The 15,909-nt window shown below is 41.1% G+C and carries 15 protein-coding genes; 14 read left to right on the top strand and 1 reads right to left on the bottom strand.

Going from position 1 to position 15,909, the window contains the following annotated elements; all coding sequences use genetic code 11:
- Nucleotides 1-23 precede the first annotated feature (23 nt).
- Nucleotides 24-146: a hypothetical protein gene (locus CD03_RS38870; protein ID WP_255348087.1), complete on the top strand. Its 123-nt coding sequence runs from the start codon at nt 24-26 to the stop codon at nt 144-146.
- A gap of 192 nt (nt 147-338) precedes the next feature.
- On the opposite strand, the gene CD03_RS0113780 is transcribed toward CD03_RS38870, so the two are convergent.
- Nucleotides 339-1,655, bottom strand: coding sequence for a nucleotidyltransferase (locus CD03_RS0113780; protein WP_027294154.1), 1,317 nt, complete (start codon nt 1,653-1,655; stop codon nt 339-341).
- Nucleotides 1,656-2,135: 480 nt separating this feature from the next.
- On the opposite strand from CD03_RS0113780, the gene pta reads away from it, so the two are divergent.
- The 13 genes from pta to CD03_RS0113715 all read left to right on the top strand — a co-directional run bounded on the left by pta (nt 2,136) and on the right by CD03_RS0113715 (nt 15,895).
- On the top strand, nt 2,136-3,131 hold the full coding sequence (gene pta / locus CD03_RS0113775; protein WP_027294153.1) for a phosphate acetyltransferase: 996 nt from the start codon (nt 2,136-2,138) through the stop codon (nt 3,129-3,131).
- An 81-nt stretch (nt 3,132-3,212) separates the two neighbouring features.
- Complete coding sequence (locus CD03_RS0113770) at nt 3,213-4,403, top strand: acetate kinase (protein WP_027294152.1); 1,191 nt, start codon at nt 3,213-3,215, stop codon at nt 4,401-4,403.
- A gap of 205 nt (nt 4,404-4,608) precedes the next feature.
- A complete protein-coding gene (locus CD03_RS0113765) occupies nt 4,609-5,136 on the top strand; it encodes a YceD family protein (RefSeq protein WP_027294151.1) in 528 nt (175 codons plus the stop codon).
- Nucleotides 5,137-5,139: 3 nt separating this feature from the next.
- Nucleotides 5,140-5,322 (top strand): 50S ribosomal protein L32, encoded by a 183-nt coding sequence (gene rpmF, locus CD03_RS0113760; protein ID WP_027294150.1) that lies wholly within the window; start codon nt 5,140-5,142, stop codon nt 5,320-5,322.
- A 179-nt stretch (nt 5,323-5,501) separates the two neighbouring features.
- Nucleotides 5,502-6,509: a phosphate acyltransferase PlsX gene (gene plsX, locus CD03_RS0113755; protein WP_027294149.1), complete on the top strand. Its 1,008-nt coding sequence runs from the start codon at nt 5,502-5,504 to the stop codon at nt 6,507-6,509.
- A 21-nt stretch (nt 6,510-6,530) separates the two neighbouring features.
- A complete protein-coding gene (acpP, locus tag CD03_RS0113750; protein ID WP_044289983.1) occupies nt 6,531-6,761 on the top strand; it encodes an acyl carrier protein in 231 nt (76 codons plus the stop codon).
- A gap of 97 nt (nt 6,762-6,858) precedes the next feature.
- Nucleotides 6,859-7,572 (top strand): ribonuclease III, encoded by a 714-nt coding sequence (gene rnc / locus CD03_RS0113745; protein ID WP_027294147.1) that lies wholly within the window; start codon nt 6,859-6,861, stop codon nt 7,570-7,572.
- Complete coding sequence (smc, locus tag CD03_RS0113740; RefSeq protein WP_027294146.1) at nt 7,563-11,123, top strand: chromosome segregation protein SMC; 3,561 nt, start codon at nt 7,563-7,565, stop codon at nt 11,121-11,123. The genes rnc and smc overlap by 10 nt, the downstream gene beginning before the upstream one ends.
- Nucleotides 11,124-11,276: 153 nt before the next feature.
- Nucleotides 11,277-12,215 (top strand): signal recognition particle-docking protein FtsY, encoded by a 939-nt coding sequence (gene ftsY / locus CD03_RS0113735; RefSeq protein ID WP_330373792.1) that lies wholly within the window; start codon nt 11,277-11,279, stop codon nt 12,213-12,215.
- Between the two features lie 14 nt (nt 12,216-12,229).
- Nucleotides 12,230-13,441 carry a threonine ammonia-lyase gene (ilvA, locus tag CD03_RS0113730; RefSeq protein WP_027294144.1) on the top strand — a complete coding sequence of 404 codons (1,212 nt, stop codon included), beginning with the start codon at nt 12,230-12,232 and terminating at the stop codon, nt 13,439-13,441.
- A gap of 13 nt (nt 13,442-13,454) precedes the next feature.
- Nucleotides 13,455-14,153: a phosphatase PAP2 family protein gene (locus CD03_RS0113725; RefSeq protein WP_027294143.1), complete on the top strand. Its 699-nt coding sequence runs from the start codon at nt 13,455-13,457 to the stop codon at nt 14,151-14,153.
- 51 nt (nt 14,154-14,204) lie between these two features.
- A complete protein-coding gene (locus tag CD03_RS0113720; protein ID WP_027294142.1) occupies nt 14,205-15,284 on the top strand; it encodes a lysylphosphatidylglycerol synthase transmembrane domain-containing protein in 1,080 nt (359 codons plus the stop codon).
- Entirely contained in the window at nt 15,275-15,895 is a 621-nt protein-coding gene (locus CD03_RS0113715) for a CDP-alcohol phosphatidyltransferase family protein (RefSeq protein ID WP_027294141.1), read from the top strand. The genes CD03_RS0113720 and CD03_RS0113715 overlap by 10 nt, the downstream gene beginning before the upstream one ends.
- Nucleotides 15,896-15,909 lie beyond the last annotated feature (14 nt).

Here is a 15,909-nt window from a genome sequence, read left to right as displayed (position 1 = left end):
GGACGCTTTGTATATGTTGGGTAATGTACGGAAAGATGGGAGTGGGAAACTTGTATGGACTCCGTCAGCTGGCCGCAGAACTGGTATTTTCTAACCTTTCCGAAGCGCTTTTTGGCGGCACGCGGGCATTCACCGGGAAATCCTGATGCATTTCCCGGTTCAGTGCCCGCTTAGTATCCGATGGGAGCCAGTCGAATACTATCCGCCAAAAAACACTCCGCAAAGGTAAGTAAATACTCAGCTCTGCTCTACGCTTCCTCCGTCCATACAAGTTTCCCACTCCCATCTTTCCGTACACCATCTCCATCTACAAAGCGTCCCTTTCTTACCTAAACCTGCTATGGCTCTACCAGAATCTGTCTTGTAATTTCATTATATCTGTGATCCTGATATAAATTGGTTACTGCACTATGATATACCTGTGCGCAATAGATATCACAGTCCAGCATCATTTTTGCAGTATTACAAGCCTGCGTGCCCTCTAAAAGTGTATGCGCAACCGCCATTTTTGTAAGGATGGGCAAATCACTTTTTTTCTTAATTTCTGACAACAACACCGAAGCTTTTTTACGAAATCCCAAAACGCGGATGTAACAGGCCGCATTGTCTGATCTTACAGACTTAAGGACTGCATCTCCTTTTATCCCCAGTAAAATATGCATTAATGCCCTCCGGATTCTGGTTTCCGTAAACTGGCGGGTTTTTAAGAGCGAAACAAATGCTTCCAGCCCCTGATAGGAAAATCTCAGGTTCCACATTCTTTTTGCCAATTCGTCAGTAACATCAAAAAATTCTGCAAGTTCTTCTGGATTAGCTGCCGACAGTAAACGATAGTGCAGTAATTGTGAAAAATCTGCACTTTTTACCGGAAACGACTGTGCTGATTCCCGCTTTAAAATAGTATAAACCGCATCCGGAACCTGATCTTTTAATGGATCTGCGTCCGGATCTCTGTACGAACAGCCGGCTCCTGCCTGAACTTCCTGTATCACACGCCGTATGGCAGTTGCTGAACTGATTCCGGCATGAAGCGACTGATCGTGATAACCACTGGTAATACGGTCAATCGTTACCGGAACCATGCTGCTATTTATCTTTTTTAAAGCTTTCAGATACTCAATACCCAGGATGTTATTCGGTGAATCCAGCACCTCTTCCCACTTAGATATATTTCCGTCTCGTTCCTTCATATGCATTTCCCTGAGATAGGAGAGCAGCGCCCCTTCTCTGGCTGCCGGAAAAGATATTCCTTCTGCAAGGAGGGTTTTTAACGTACTTTTGTATTGCGCAGGTTCTGTTGTCAGAACTTCTGCAATTTCATTCAGAACCTGAATATCACCACACTCACTGCCAAAACAAATGGCATCTACAATCCCAAGTGAATTTAAAAGGGAGACTGCACCCAGTGCAAAATATTCCGCACTTGCACATGCAAAATATGCTGGAATCTCCAACACAAGATCCGCACCGCATGCCAATGCCATTTCTGCCCTGGAAAACTTGTCAATGATCGCAGGTTCTCCCCGTTGCAGAAAGTTCCCGCTCATTACAACCACCACAAAATCAGCGCCTGTTTTTAATTTTGCCTGCTCTAAATGATATAGATGTCCATTATGAAACGGATTATATTCCGTAATCAGTCCAACAACCTTCATATAATGTTAAAATCCTCCATTCTGTAAATCCAAAAATCCCATAATCATCTATCGATTATACCACACTCCATCCCCTTCGTACATTCCTCTTATGTGCCTATAAAATTTCTCCGGTACCTTTCTTTTTCATCCCGCAAATCGATCAAACCAAAACAATCAAAAAATAAACAACAAAATACAAAACCTGATTTTAAAAAATATAATCAAAAATCAAAACGTTTGATCTCAAAATACCGCCTGACGATCCAAAAATCCACTCCTGATATCAAAATTTTATCCAAAAATACAATTTTACCCCCGGTGTATGGAAAAAGATACACCATAACGGTTGAAATTAGCCATTTATAGGGCTATAATTAAAAAGAATGAAAGGTTGTTAAACATTGTTAAAATATTAATTAACTTGTATGCCAATATGGTATCATGTATAATATTTTTATGACGGTTTGGGGACCTAAAACACGAAAGGAGTCAGAAATCATGGGATTTATTGACGTAATCAAAGAAAGAGCGAAATCAAACAAAAAAACGATCGTACTGCCGGAAACAGAAGACCGCAGAACATATGAAGCAACCGCCCAGATCTTAAAAGAAGGCGTTGCTAATGTAGTACTTGTAGGTAGCGAAGAGGCAGTTAAAAAAGGCAGCGAAGGATTAGACATTACAGGAGCTATCATCGTAGATCCTGCAACTTCAGATAAGACAGCAGGCTACATAGACAAGCTTGTAGAGTTAAGACAGAAAAAAGGCATGACACCGGAACAGGCAAAAGATATTTTATTAAACCAGTACCTGTACTATGGTGTTATGATGGTTAAAATGGGCGATGCAGACGGTATGGTATCCGGAGCATGTCATTCTACCGCTGATACTTTAAGACCATGCCTTCAGATCTTAAAGACAAAACCGGGAACAAAATTAGTATCTGCATTCTTCCTGATGGCAGTGCCAAACTGCGAATATGGTGCAAACGGAACATTTATTTTCGCAGATGCAGGATTAAACCAGAACCCAAATCCGGAAGAATTGGCAGCAATCGCAGCTTCTTCTGCAGAATCCTTCCAGTTATTAGTAGAAGAGGAACCGATCGTGGCAATGCTTTCCCATTCTACTATGGGAAGCGCAAAGCATGCAGATGTTGACAAAGTAGTAGAAGCAACCAGAATTGCAAAAGAGCAGAATCCAAATCTGAAATTAGACGGTGAATTCCAGTTAGATGCTGCAATTGTACCAAGCGTAGGCGCTTCTAAAGCTCCAAACAGCCCGGTAGCAGGTAAAGCAAACGTATTACTGTTCCCAGACCTGGATGCTGGAAATATCGGATACAAATTAGTTCAGAGATTAGCAAAAGCAGAAGCTTACGGACCTGTAACACAGGGTATTGCAAAACCGGTAAATGATTTATCCCGTGGATGCAGCGCTGAAGATATCGTTGGGGTTGTAGCGATTACAGCAGTTCAGTGCCAGGCACAATAGGAAAAATTTACCTACATAATTATACGGAAGTTCTAAAAGAATATAATAAAATGAAAAGAAAACCAACGGAGGTATTTTTTAATGAACGTATTAGTTATCAACTGTGGAAGTTCATCTCTTAAGTATCAGTTAATTAACTCTGATACAGAAGATGTATTGGCAAAGGGGCTTTGCGAAAGAATTGGAATCGAAGGAAGCAGACTTGTATATCAGCCAAAGGGCGGCGAGAAAGAATTTACAGAAAGCCCAATGCCAACTCACAAAGAAGCCATCAAAATGGTACTGGATGCATTGGTAAATGAAAAGACCGGTGTAATTAAGAGTCTGAAAGAAGTTAATGCAGTCGGTCACAGAATCGTACACGGCGGCGAGAAATTTGCTTCTTCTGCAGTAATTACAGAAGAAATGTTAAATGCTGTTGAAGAATGTAACGATCTTGCACCTCTTCACAACCCTGCAAACTTAATTGGTATTCGTGCGTGCCAGGAATTGATGCCTGATGTACCGATGGTTGGTGTATTCGATACTGCATTCCATCAGACAATGCCTGAAAAAGCATATATGTATGGTCTGCCTTACGAATATTATGAAAAATATAAAGTAAGAAGATATGGTTTCCACGGAACTTCCCACAACTTCGTATCCAAAGAAACAGCAAAATTCTTAGGACTTGATATCAATAATTCTAAAATTATTGTTTGCCATTTAGGTAACGGTGCATCCATTACTGCTGTATTAAACGGCAAATCCATAGATACCTCCATGGGATTGACTCCTCTTGAAGGACTGGTAATGGGAACACGTTCCGGTGATATTGATCCTGCTATCTTAGAGTTCCTGTCCAAGAAAGAAAATATGGACATTGATGATTTAATGAACATGTTAAATAAAAAATCAGGTGTTTATGGTTTATCCGGAATCTCAAGCGATTTCCGTGACCTGGAAAATGCTGCTGAAGAAGGAAATGAAGCTGCAATCCGTGCCAGAGCTGTATTCAATTACCGCGCTGCAAAATATATCGGTTCTTACGTAGCTGCTCTCAATGGTGTTGATGCAATTGCCTTTACAGCAGGACTTGGTGAAAATGACTCTCTGGTACGCCGTGATATCATCGCATATCTTGGATACCTGGGCATTACTTTAGATGATGAGGCAAACAAAGCAAGAGGCAAAAAGACTCTGCTTTCCACACCGGATTCTAAGGTGAAAGTTGTTCTCCTTCCTACCGATGAAGAACTTGCAATCTGCAGAGAAACAGTAGCTCTGATTTAGTTTAAAACTATACCGGAATAAGGCGGAGACTGCGAAAGTCTTCGCCTTATTTATATAATTCGGCGGGTGCTGATTAAGGATGCTTTGTGCACTGCCTATATCTGCAAAGCGTCATTAATCACAAAAGCCCACTTTATTGTAAAATTATGTTGACAAAAACAAATTGAATATGTATAATAATTTAGGTGTGGATAGGAGGGTCATAATGCTGATTGACTTAAACGGTGTTTTAAAAAACGACGAATTAGTAATGCAGACTGATGCAGGACTGGAGCTGGAAACCTTTGTTTCGAAGCTTGGCAGTTTTCCTATCATTAGCAGTACCCCCGTTTCTTTACAGATTCAGAACAAAGGAGACAGGAAACTGCACATAACAGGGAGCGGGATAATAACAGTTTTGATTCCCTGTGACAGGTGTCTGGAAGACGTGAAAACTGAAATTAAAGTTCATATTGACAAAGAAATTGATATGAATATAGATGAAGCAGAACATCAGAAAGCACTTGATGAACACAATTATATTGATGGATATAACCTGGATGTGGATAAGCTTGTCTATGGCGAGATGTTATTGAATTGGCCGATGAAGGTTTTATGCAGTGAAAACTGCAAGGGAATCTGTAATCAATGTGGCGCCAATTTAAATCTTGGGACTTGCAACTGTGATCATACAGATTTAGATCCAAGAATGGCCAAAATCCGTGATATCTTTAGCAAATTTAAGGAGGTGTAAACCATGTCAATCTGTCCAAAAAATAAATCTTCCAAAGGAAGAAGAGACAAGAGAAGAGCAAACTGGAAAATGTCTGCTCCAAATTTAGTGAAATGTGCTAAATGCGGCGAACTTATGATGTCTCACAGAGTATGTAAGAACTGCGGAACATACAATAAAAAAGAAATCATATCTACAGAAGCTTAAGATATGATAAAGCATCTCGATGGAGATGCTTTTTTTACGTGCTTTTCTCCTGTTTTTTACCCCTTTTACGCAGAAAACTCAAAGAACTTATGTACTTCGTAAGATTCTCTGAAAATATCTATTGATTTTCTGTATGATGTTTAGTATATTAGTTAATAGAAATACGAGGAGGAAATAATATGCAGGAATTAGTTCGGGTCGCAGTCGACGCTATGGGTGGTGATAATGCCCCGGCAGAGATTGTTAAGGGAGCCGTAACCGCAGTGAATGCGAGAAAAGATATTAAAGTATTCCTGGTAGGGCGCTCGGAAGATGTGCAGAGAGAATTATCAAAGTACACCTATCCAAATGAGCTAGTGGAAGTTGTTCATGCTGAAGAAATTATTGAAACAGCAGAACCGCCGGTTATGGCTATTCGAAAGAAAAAAAGTTCTTCCATTGTAGTAGGGCTGAATCTGGTAAAAAAAGGCGAAGCAGATGCTTTTGTTTCAGCTGGCAGTACCGGAGCCGTATTAGTCGGCGGACAGCTCTTAGTTGGGCGCATCAAAGGAATTGAGCGGCCGCCTCTGGCACCACTGATACCCACTAAGACCGGTGTTTCATTGCTGGTTGACTGTGGCGCAAATGTAGATGCAAGACCATCTCATTTAGTGCAGTTTGCAAAAATAGGTTCTATTTACATGGAAAATGTAGTAGGTATTAAAAATCCTAAAGTCGGTATCGTTAATATCGGTGCAGAAGAGGAAAAGGGCAACGCTCTGGTAAAAGAGACATTTCCACTCTTGAAGGAATGTAAAGACATTAATTTTATCGGAAGTGTGGAGGCCAGAGACATTCCGGCAGGCGTATGCGATGTCATCGTTTGTGAAGCATTTGTCGGAAATGTAATTTTAAAGTTGTATGAAGGTGTGGGTGCCACCCTGATTTCAAAAGTCAAGGCCGGCATGATGACAAGCCTTCGCAGTAAGATTGGCGCCTTACTGGTAAAACCGGCATTAAAAGAAACACTTAAATCTTTTGATGCAAGCCAATATGGCGGTGCACCTTTACTTGGGTTGAATGGCCTTGTGGTAAAATCTCACGGCAGTTCTAATGCGTCGGAGATTACCAACTCCATTGTTCAATGCGTGCAGTTTAAGCAGCAGCAGATCAATGAAAAAATTAAAGAAAAAATTAAAGTAGATTAGTAAAAGAGAGGATTGATGATTATGGAATTCGAAAAGTTACAGAAAATTATTGCCGAGGTACTGAATGTTGATGCAGATGAGATCACAATGGAGACTACATTTGTAGATGATTTAGGAGCTGACTCCTTAGATGTATTTCAGATTATCATGGGAATTGAAGAAGAATTCGATATTGAAATTCCAAATGAAGAAGCAGAAAAAATTGTTTCAGTAGGCGATGCGGTAGAACAAATCAAAAGTGCAATCAACTAAAACGGTTTTTATGAGGGTGTTGCAAAGCAGCACCCTTTGTTGTATAAATACGTTTTATTTATTACAGCCGCAGTAAATGCGGCACAGGAGGATAACTATGAAATCAACCAGAAAATTAGCAGAACTGGAGAGCAGGATCGGATATAAGTTCCACAATTTCGATCTTCTGGTACAGGCCATGACTCACAGTTCTTATGCAAATGAGCATAAAGCCGCCAGGATGAAAGATAATGAACGCCTTGAATTTTTAGGTGACGCAGTGTTGGAAGTTACCAGCAGTGAGTTTTTATTCCACAATTATCCGGATCTGCCGGAAGGGGATCTGACAAAGCTTCGTGCAAGTATCGTCTGTGAGCCCACTCTTGCCCTGTGTACGAAAGAAATTGAGCTGGGCAGTTATTTACAGCTTGGTAAAGGTGAAGAGCATACCGGAGGCCGTCATCGTGATTCTATTGTGTCTGATGCCATGGAAGCCCTCATAGGTGCCATTTATTTAGATGGTGGTTTTGCTAATGCAAAAGAGTTTATTTTAAAGTATATAATGAAAGATATTGAAAATAAGCAGCTCTTTTATGATAGCAAGACTATCCTGCAGGAAATAGTACAAAGAGATTTTAAAGGTGATGAGATCGTGTATACCCTGACAGGGGAAGAAGGCCCTGACCATGATAAGAAATTCATTGTAGAACTGCATATCGGTGAAAAAAATGCAAGCCAGGGAATTGGACGTACCAAGAAAGCTGCTGAGCAGGAAGCGGCCTATCGCGCCATCATCGACTTGAAAGGAAAGACAAAAGAGATATGTACTTAAAAAGCATAGAAATCCACGGCTTCAAATCTTTTGCCAACAAAATTGTCTTTAAGTTTCACAATGGTATTACCGGTATCGTGGGACCAAATGGCAGTGGTAAGAGCAATGTTGGCGATGCTGTCCGCTGGGTATTGGGTGAGCAGCGTGCAAAACAGCTGCGTGGTGCCAGTATGCAGGATGTTATCTTTTCAGGAACGGAAAACAGGAAACCTATGGGGTTTGCATCCGTTGCCATTACGCTGGATAATGAAGACCATCAGCTGCCCATTGATTATAATGAAGTAACCGTAACCAGACGCGTATACCGTTCCGGCGAAAGTGAGTATCTAATCAACGGTACCACCTGCCGTCTGAAAGATGTCAATGAGCTTTTTTACGATACCGGTATTGGTAAAGAAGGATATTCCATTATCGGACAGGGACAGATTGATAAAATTTTAAGTGGAAAACCGGAAGAGCGCAGAGAACTTTTTGACGAAGCAGTAGGTATTGTAAAATATAAACGCCGGAAACTGGCCGCCCAGAAAAAACTGGAAGATGAGAAGCAAAATCTGGTTCGTGTTAACGATATACTATCCGAATTAACGAAACAATTAGGGCCCCTTCAGAGACAGGCTGAAACCGCGAAAATCTATCTGAAGAAAAAAGAAGAATTAAAGACGGTAGATGCCAATATGTTTTTAATGGAGATGGACCGCATCAAAGCCCAGCTTCGGGAAATAGAAGAAAAGATCTCCATTTCCAATCAGGATCTGCAGTCCACAAAAGCCAATTATGAAAGTGCAAAAGTGGAGTACGAGCGGATAGAAAAAGAAATGGAAGAGTTAAGTGCTAAGATCGAGGAAGAAAAGGAACGCTCCAATAAAAACCAGTTGTTAAAACAGCAGTTAGCCGGACAGATTAATGTCTTAAAAGAGCAGATTAATACGGCAAAGCTAAATGGTGAACATTTACAAAACCGTATCCTGAGCATACAAAAAGAATTGGATGGAAAAACACAGCAAAAAGACTCGCAGCAGACAGAGCTTGGTCTTCTAAAAGAACAGCTGGATAAATTCCAGGCTGTAGAAGTAGAAAACAAAGCGGTCGGCTTAAAGCTCCAGGAAGATACCGGTATTCTGGAAAGCCATATTGAAGAGGGCAAGAACCAGATTATTGATTTATTGAATAAGAGAGCATCTACAAAAGCCAAGCTGCAGCGCTATTCCACAATGATTGAACAGATCCAGATCCGAAAAGCAGAACTGAGCCAGAAAATCCTAAAATTAAAAAGTGAAGAATCTGAGCAGGAAGAATCTCTTGCTGCATATCAGAAGGATTACATGGAAGTTTCCGCCCGTATTGATGCTTTAAGTGAAGAAAGTACAAAGTATGATAATGAAGTAACCGAACTGCAGCAGATCCTTTCCCAGCAGAATGAACAAATGGAAACCGGGCAGACCGCTTACCATAGGGAAGCATCCCGTTTGGAGTCCTTAAAAAATATTACCGAACGATATGATGGATATGGCAACAGCATACGGCGCGTTATGGAACAAAAAAACCGGGAAACGGGAATCATGGGCGTTGTTGCAGATATTATTAAAGTGCAGAAATCTTATGAAACCGCAATCGAAACCGCTCTGGGCGGAAGTATCCAGAATATTGTTACCCAAGATGAACATACAGCAAAACGTATGATTGATTTTCTAAAACGGGGCAAATACGGACGGGCTACCTTCCTTCCTCTGACAAGCATTGGCAACCGAAATGGATTCACTAATGAGAAAGCTTTAAAAGAACCCGGAGTCATTGGACTGGCAAGTTCTCTGGTAGATGTAGAAAGCTGCTATGAAGGGCTTGCAAAATACCTGTTGGGCAGAACCGTTGTGGTTGACCATATTGACAATGCAATTATCATAGCAAAAAAATATCAGCATACCCTTCGTATTGTTACACTGGACGGAGAATCCCTAAGTCCCGGAGGATCTATGACCGGTGGTGCATTTAAAAATTCCAGCAATCTTCTCGGACGAAGAAGAGAAATTGAAGAATTAACGGAAAGTGTTGCACTTTTAAAGAATGATATGGAAGAGCTCCAGAAATCCATTGACGTGAACCGGGATAAACGGCGCATCCTGCGTAATAAAATTGTAGAGCTGAAAGACAGCCTGCAAAAAGAGTATATCGTCCAGAATACGGCGAAAATGAAGATTAAGCAGATGCAGAGCCGCAACACGGAAACAAAATCCGGATACGCCCAGTTAAAACGGGAATCTTCCGAAATTGAAGCACAGATTTCAGACATACGGATAGAAGAATCGGAGATCCAAAAAGAACTGGAAGAATCTGTATCCCTGGAGAAGAAAACAGAATCTCTGATCCTGGGACTTCAGAAGGAACTGGAAGTCAAGAAACAGGAGCAGGATGCACATAACAGCAAATCAGAAGGAATCCATCTTGATCTGGCTAATTTAAAACAAAAAGAAGAATTTATACATCAAAATATATCACGTATTAACCATGAGATGAAATCCTTACAGGAAGAGCGGGAATCTATTAAAAATGATATTCTGGAAAATGAAAAGGATATTCAAAAGAAAGCCCATGATATACGGGAGATAGAAATATCCATTGCAAAAGCTTCGGAACACGAAGGCGAATCGAACGGACAGGTAAAAGAGTGGATGGAGAAAAAAGACAGCCTTTATACCAGTCACAAGTCTTTCTTTGCCAAACGGGAAGAGCTGTCTGAACGCATGGCAATGCTGGATAAAGAAAATTTCCGTCTGGCAAGCCAGCTTGAGAAGCTGGAAGAGAGTAAGGAAACCCAAATCAATTATATGTGGGAAGAATATGAACTGACGGTAAGCACCGCTCATGAATTTAAAGACGTTTCTTATGAAAACCAGGGGCAGCTGAAAAAGGCGATTCAAATCCTCAAATCTGATATCAAAGGTCTTGGTTCCGTTAATGTCAATGCCATTGAAGATTTTAAAGAATTGTCTGAGCGCCATGAATTCCTCAGCACACAACATGATGACCTGATTAAGGCAGAAGAAATACTGCTTGGCATCATAGAAGAACTGGACAGCGGAATGCGTGCCCAGTTTAAAGAAAATTTTGCCATTATCCAGGCAGAATTTGACAAAGCATTTAAACAGCTGTTCGGAGGCGGCAAAGGCAGCCTGGAACTGGTGGAAGATGAAGATATTCTGGAGGCGGGCATCCGCATTATTTCCCAGCCGCCAGGTAAGAAGCTGCAGAATATGATGCAGCTGTCCGGCGGTGAGAAAGCATTGACAGCAATTGCCCTTCTCTTTGCCATTCAGAAACTGAAGCCATCACCTTTCTGTCTTCTGGATGAAATTGAGGCAGCGCTTGATGAGTCAAATGTTACCAGATATGCAAAATACCTTAATAAGTTGACAACGAATACACAATTTATTATTATTACACATAGACGTGGTACAATGGAAGTTGCGGACAGACTGTATGGTATCACTATGCAGGAAAAGGGTGTATCCGCACTGGTATCCGTTAATTTAATTGAAGATGAGCTAGATAAGTAGGAGAGTGGCAGTATTGCAGGCAAGCCTGTAATATGCAATGGGAATAAGGTTGAAAGAAAATTATGATATAGAAAGGATGCCACGGTGATTCTTTCAACCTGTTTTATTGTGGCAGTATTGCAGGCAAGCCTGTAATATGCAATGGGAATAATTATGGAAGAAAAGAAAGGGTTTTTTAAACGGCTTGTGGAAGGGCTGTCAAAAACCAGGGCTAATATTGTTGCTGGAATTGACTCCATTTTCAGTGGCTTTTCCAGTATCGATGACGATTTTTATGAAGAGATAGAAGAAATTTTAGTCATGGGTGACCTGGGTATTAATGCCACTACCGCTATTATCGAAGATTTAAAAGCAAAAGTGAAAGAGCAGAAAATCAAAGAACCTTCCGAATGCAAGCAGCTGCTGATTGACAGCATCAAAGAGCAGATGGATGTAGGTGAAACAGCATATGAATTCGAAAACAAACAGTCAGTGGTGCTGGTTATCGGTGTAAACGGCGTTGGAAAAACCACCAGTGTAGGAAAATTGGCCGGTAAATTAAAAGATCAGGGGAAAAAGGTAATTCTGGCTGCAGCAGATACATTCCGTGCCGCAGCAGGAGAGCAGTTAACCGAATGGGCAAACCGGGCAGGTGTGGATATTATCGGCGGACAGGAAGGTTCTGATCCGGCTGCTGTTGTATATGATGCCGTGGCATCAGCGAAAGCAAGGCATGCGGATGTGCTGTTATGTGATACGGCAGGCAGGCTTCACAACAAGAAAAACCTGATGAATGAATTGGGTAAGATTAACCGTGTGCTTGAGCGGGAATATCCGGAAGCTTACCGTGAAACACTGGTTGTACTGGATGGCACCACCGGACAAAACGCATTGGCACAGGCAAGGGAGTTCAGTGAAATTGCGGACATTACTGGTATTATTTTAACAAAACTGGATGGGACAGCCAAGGGCGGCATTGCCGTTGCAATCCACTCTGAACTTGGTATTCCCGTGAAATACATTGGTGTGGGAGAAAGTATTGATGATCTTCAGAAGTTTAATGCAGATGAATTTGTAAATGCATTATTCAACGTACAAACCCCGGCAAATTAGAGAAAGGCGATAAAATGTTAACGTTAGATAAGTTTGAGGAAGCTTCCGAGGCAGTGAAGCAGGTTACACAGGAGACAAAACTGGTTTACAGCCAGTACTATTCAGAACAGACCGGCAACAAAGTATTTTTTAAGCCTGAAAATATGCAGCGTACAGGAGCATATAAAATCCGCGGCGCTTACTATAAAATCAGCACATTAACCGACGAAGAAAGAAATAAAGGGCTTATTACTGCCTCTGCAGGCAACCATGCACAGGGTGTGGCATATGCTGCAAAAGCATTTGGTGCTAAAGCAGTAATCGTAATGCCAACCACCACACCGCTCATTAAGGTAAACCGAACCAAAAGTTATGGTGCTGAAGTTGTATTATACGGAGACGTATATGATGAAGCATGTGCCCATGCATATGAACTTGCCAGCGAGCACGGCTATACCTTTATCCACCCGTTTGATGACCTGGCTGTAGCCACAGGGCAGGGAACCATTGCTATGGAAATCGTACAGGAACTTCCTCTGGTAGATTATATCCTGGTTCCGATCGGGGGAGGCGGACTGGCAACGGGAGTATCTGCCCTTGCCAAACTTTTAAATCCCAATATCAAAGTAATCGGAGTTGAACCAGCCGGTGCCAATTGTATGCAGGCTTCCCTGGATATCGGGAAAGTTACTACCATGCCCAATGTTAATACCATAGCAGACGGTACAGCCGTTAAAACACCGGGTGAACAATTATTCTCATATATTCAGAAAAACCTGGATGGAATCATTACCGTAGATGATGATGAATTAGTGGTAGCATTCCTTGATATGGTCGAAAACCATAAAATGATTGTAGAAAACTCCGGCCTTCTCACTGTAGCTGCTTTAAAACATATGGATGTGAAAGGCAAGAAAATCGTATCCATCTTAAGCGGCGGTAATATGGATGTTATTACCATGTCTTCTGTCGTACAGCTGGGATTAATCCAGAGAGACCGGATCTTCACCGTATCCGTACTGCTTCCGGACAAACCGGGAGAACTGGTGCGCGTTGCCACTGTAATTGCAGAAGAGCAGGGTAATGTCATTAAACTGGAGCATAATCAGTTTGTAAGTACGAATCGCAATGCAGCAGTGGAATTGAAAATTACGCTGGAAGCTTTTGGTACGGAACATAAAAACAACATCGTAGACGCACTGAAAAAGAACGGTTATAAGCCTAAGCTTATCCGTCCAAACCTGTAGGAGCTTGAATTACATGTATAGGTGGCTTAAAAAATATGTAGATCCCTGGGCAAAACTCTATTCTATCATACCCTTGGTATCCTGTTTTGTCCTAAACAGTGTTATTTACTTTGGAACACAGCATTTGTGCAAAGACTGGTATCACTATGATTTTACTCTGTCAATCGACCGGATGCTTCCATTTAAACCGGGCTGGGTTTGGATTTACGTGATCTGTTATTTATTCTGGATTGTGAATTATATCATAATAGGACATCTGGGCAGGGATTCGTTATATAAATTTGTAACTGCTGATATGTCCTCCCGTATTGTCTGCATGCTGTTCTTCGTATTGCTGCCAACCACAAACGTGCGGCCTGAGCTGATCGGAGACAGTTTAAGCGTACAACTGCTGGGCTGGGTGTATAAAATGGATCTTCCAATGAACCTCTTTCCTTCCATACACTGCCTGGTAAGCTGGTTCTGTTATATTGGTATCCGGGGCAATAAGCAAGTCCCCAAATGGTACCGTATTTTTTCATGTCTGTTTGCTATTGCAGTCATGATTTCCACGCAATATACGAAGCAGCATTATATTATTGATATATTCGGCGCAGTTGCCCTTGCTGAAATTGCTTATTATTTAAGCAGCAAATATAAATATTATGAGTTTCTTAAGAAAGTTTTTGGAAAAATAAATTGTAAGATACGCAAAATATTGATAGAATATTGATAAATTTATTCTATAATTATCCAGAGGATAATTTAGAAAAGAGGGAAATGCGTGGAATTTTTAAAGAAAAACAAAAAAAACATACTTCAGATCCTGTTTCTTTTTGCTCTTTTGGGCTTTACATTTTATGAATTGTTTAAAGGGCAGGAACTGGGTGCCATATGGGATACCATAAAAATGGCAAAAAAGGGATATATCTGGTTTGGTATTGCCCTGGTAATCGTATTTGTCTGCAGTGAATCGGTAATCATCCACTATATGATGAACTCGCTGAATAAGAAGATCCCTTTACGAAATTGTGTGAAATACAGTTTTATCGGATTTTTCTTCAGCTGTATTACCCCTTCCGCTTCAGGCGGACAGCCGGCTCAGATCTATTATATGAGCAAAGATAAGGTGGAAATCCCAGTTGCATCACTTGTACTGATGATTGTCACCGTTACTTATAAATTCGTATTAGTATTAGTCGGGCTGGTACTGATCATCGGATTTCGTCCGCTGGTGGATAACTACATGAAAGATACAGTATTTTTCTTATATCTGGGACTGATATTAAATGTAGGATGCGTGGCACTGATGTTTATCTTAATATTTCTGCCAAATTTCACAAAAAAGCTAATGCATTTAGGTCTGCATATTTTAGAAAAGGTCCGTATTTTGAAACACAAACCGGAAAGAACAGAACGTCTTTCAAGCGCTATGGATAAGTACCGGGATTCCGCCTATTATTTCAGAGATCATAAGCTGGTTGTTTTCAATGTGATTCTGATTTCCATCTTCCAGCGGTTTTGTCTGTTCTTTTCAACTTATTTTGTATACCGGGCATTCGGGCTTCACGAATTCAGCGCTTTTGAGATCGTCACCTTACAGGCAACTATTTCTATTTCTGTAGACATGCTTCCGCTGCCGGGTGGTATTGGAGCAAGCGAAGCGTTATTTATGTCTATATTTAAACCAATTTTTGGTCCGGCATTAATTTTATCGGGAATGCTGTTAAGCAGAGGTATCAGTTACTATGCACTGCTGATAATCAGTGCACTTGTAACCATTTATGCCCATATCAGCATTACTAGAGCAGCCGTGAAAAGAGAAGCGGCAAAGAGGGAGAAGGATAATATACCATGTGGATAGGATTTTATAATTATACGGTTATTTTAACATATTTAGGACTGATCAGTTCTGTATACGGAATGACAGAAGCATTAGATGGCCGTTTTACGACGGCAATTGCCTGTCTTGTAATATCCGGTATCTGCGATATGCTGGATGGTAAAGTTGCCCGTACCAGAGAACGGACGGACGATGAGAAAAGATTTGGAATTCAGATTGATTCCCTTTGTGATTTGATTTGTTTTGGTGCATTTCCTGCATTTCTGGGATATGGGCTGGGACTTCGGGGATTCTGGGGAACAACGGCCATGTGTCTCTATGTATTGGCAGCTGTAATCCGCCTTGGATTTTTCAATGTTATGGAAGAAAAGAGACAGCAGGAGACCACAGAAGCCCGCAAACACTATCAGGGGCTTCCCGTAACATCTATCGCAATTATTTTTCCGGTGGTTTATCTCTTGCGTCCAAGTTTTGGACAGCAGACATATCTGCGGATACTGATCTGGGTAATGCTGCTTGTAGCATTTCTGTTTATCAGTAAAATAAAAGTTTATAAACCAGGAAATAAAATGATGATCGTTATCATTGTAGCGGGAGTCATAATACTAGGCAAGCTGTTACATTTTTATTAAACACGCTCTTGCCG

It is taken from the genome of Robinsoniella sp. KNHs210 (genome assembly GCF_000686105.1).
GTDB classification, from domain to species: domain Bacteria; phylum Bacillota; class Clostridia; order Lachnospirales; family Lachnospiraceae; genus Robinsoniella; species Robinsoniella peoriensis.
This window is presented reverse-complemented; position numbering and strand designations above follow the sequence as displayed.

Coding starts and splice junctions, on each gene's coding strand:
- plsX (WP_027294149.1), top strand. CDS start 5,502: ATGCAGGAATTAGTTCGGGTCGCAGTCGACGCTATGGGTGGTGATAAT.
- acpP (WP_044289983.1), top strand. CDS start 6,531: ATGGAATTCGAAAAGTTACAGAAAATTATTGCCGAGGTACTGAATGTT.
- CD03_RS0113770 (WP_027294152.1), top strand. CDS start 3,213: ATGAACGTATTAGTTATCAACTGTGGAAGTTCATCTCTTAAGTATCAG.
- CD03_RS38870 (WP_255348087.1), top strand. CDS start 24: ATGTACGGAAAGATGGGAGTGGGAAACTTGTATGGACTCCGTCAGCTG.
- CD03_RS0113780 (WP_027294154.1), bottom strand. CDS start 1,655: ATGAAGGTTGTTGGACTGATTACGGAATATAATCCGTTTCATAATGGA.
- CD03_RS0113765 (WP_027294151.1), top strand. CDS start 4,609: ATGCTGATTGACTTAAACGGTGTTTTAAAAAACGACGAATTAGTAATG.
- smc (WP_027294146.1), top strand. CDS start 7,563: ATGTACTTAAAAAGCATAGAAATCCACGGCTTCAAATCTTTTGCCAAC.
- CD03_RS0113725 (WP_027294143.1), top strand. CDS start 13,455: ATGTATAGGTGGCTTAAAAAATATGTAGATCCCTGGGCAAAACTCTAT.
- rnc (WP_027294147.1), top strand. CDS start 6,859: ATGAAATCAACCAGAAAATTAGCAGAACTGGAGAGCAGGATCGGATAT.
- rpmF (WP_027294150.1), top strand. CDS start 5,140: ATGTCAATCTGTCCAAAAAATAAATCTTCCAAAGGAAGAAGAGACAAG.
- ftsY (WP_330373792.1), top strand. CDS start 11,277: ATGGAAGAAAAGAAAGGGTTTTTTAAACGGCTTGTGGAAGGGCTGTCA.
- CD03_RS0113715 (WP_027294141.1), top strand. CDS start 15,275: ATGTGGATAGGATTTTATAATTATACGGTTATTTTAACATATTTAGGA.
- pta (WP_027294153.1), top strand. CDS start 2,136: ATGGGATTTATTGACGTAATCAAAGAAAGAGCGAAATCAAACAAAAAA.
- ilvA (WP_027294144.1), top strand. CDS start 12,230: ATGTTAACGTTAGATAAGTTTGAGGAAGCTTCCGAGGCAGTGAAGCAG.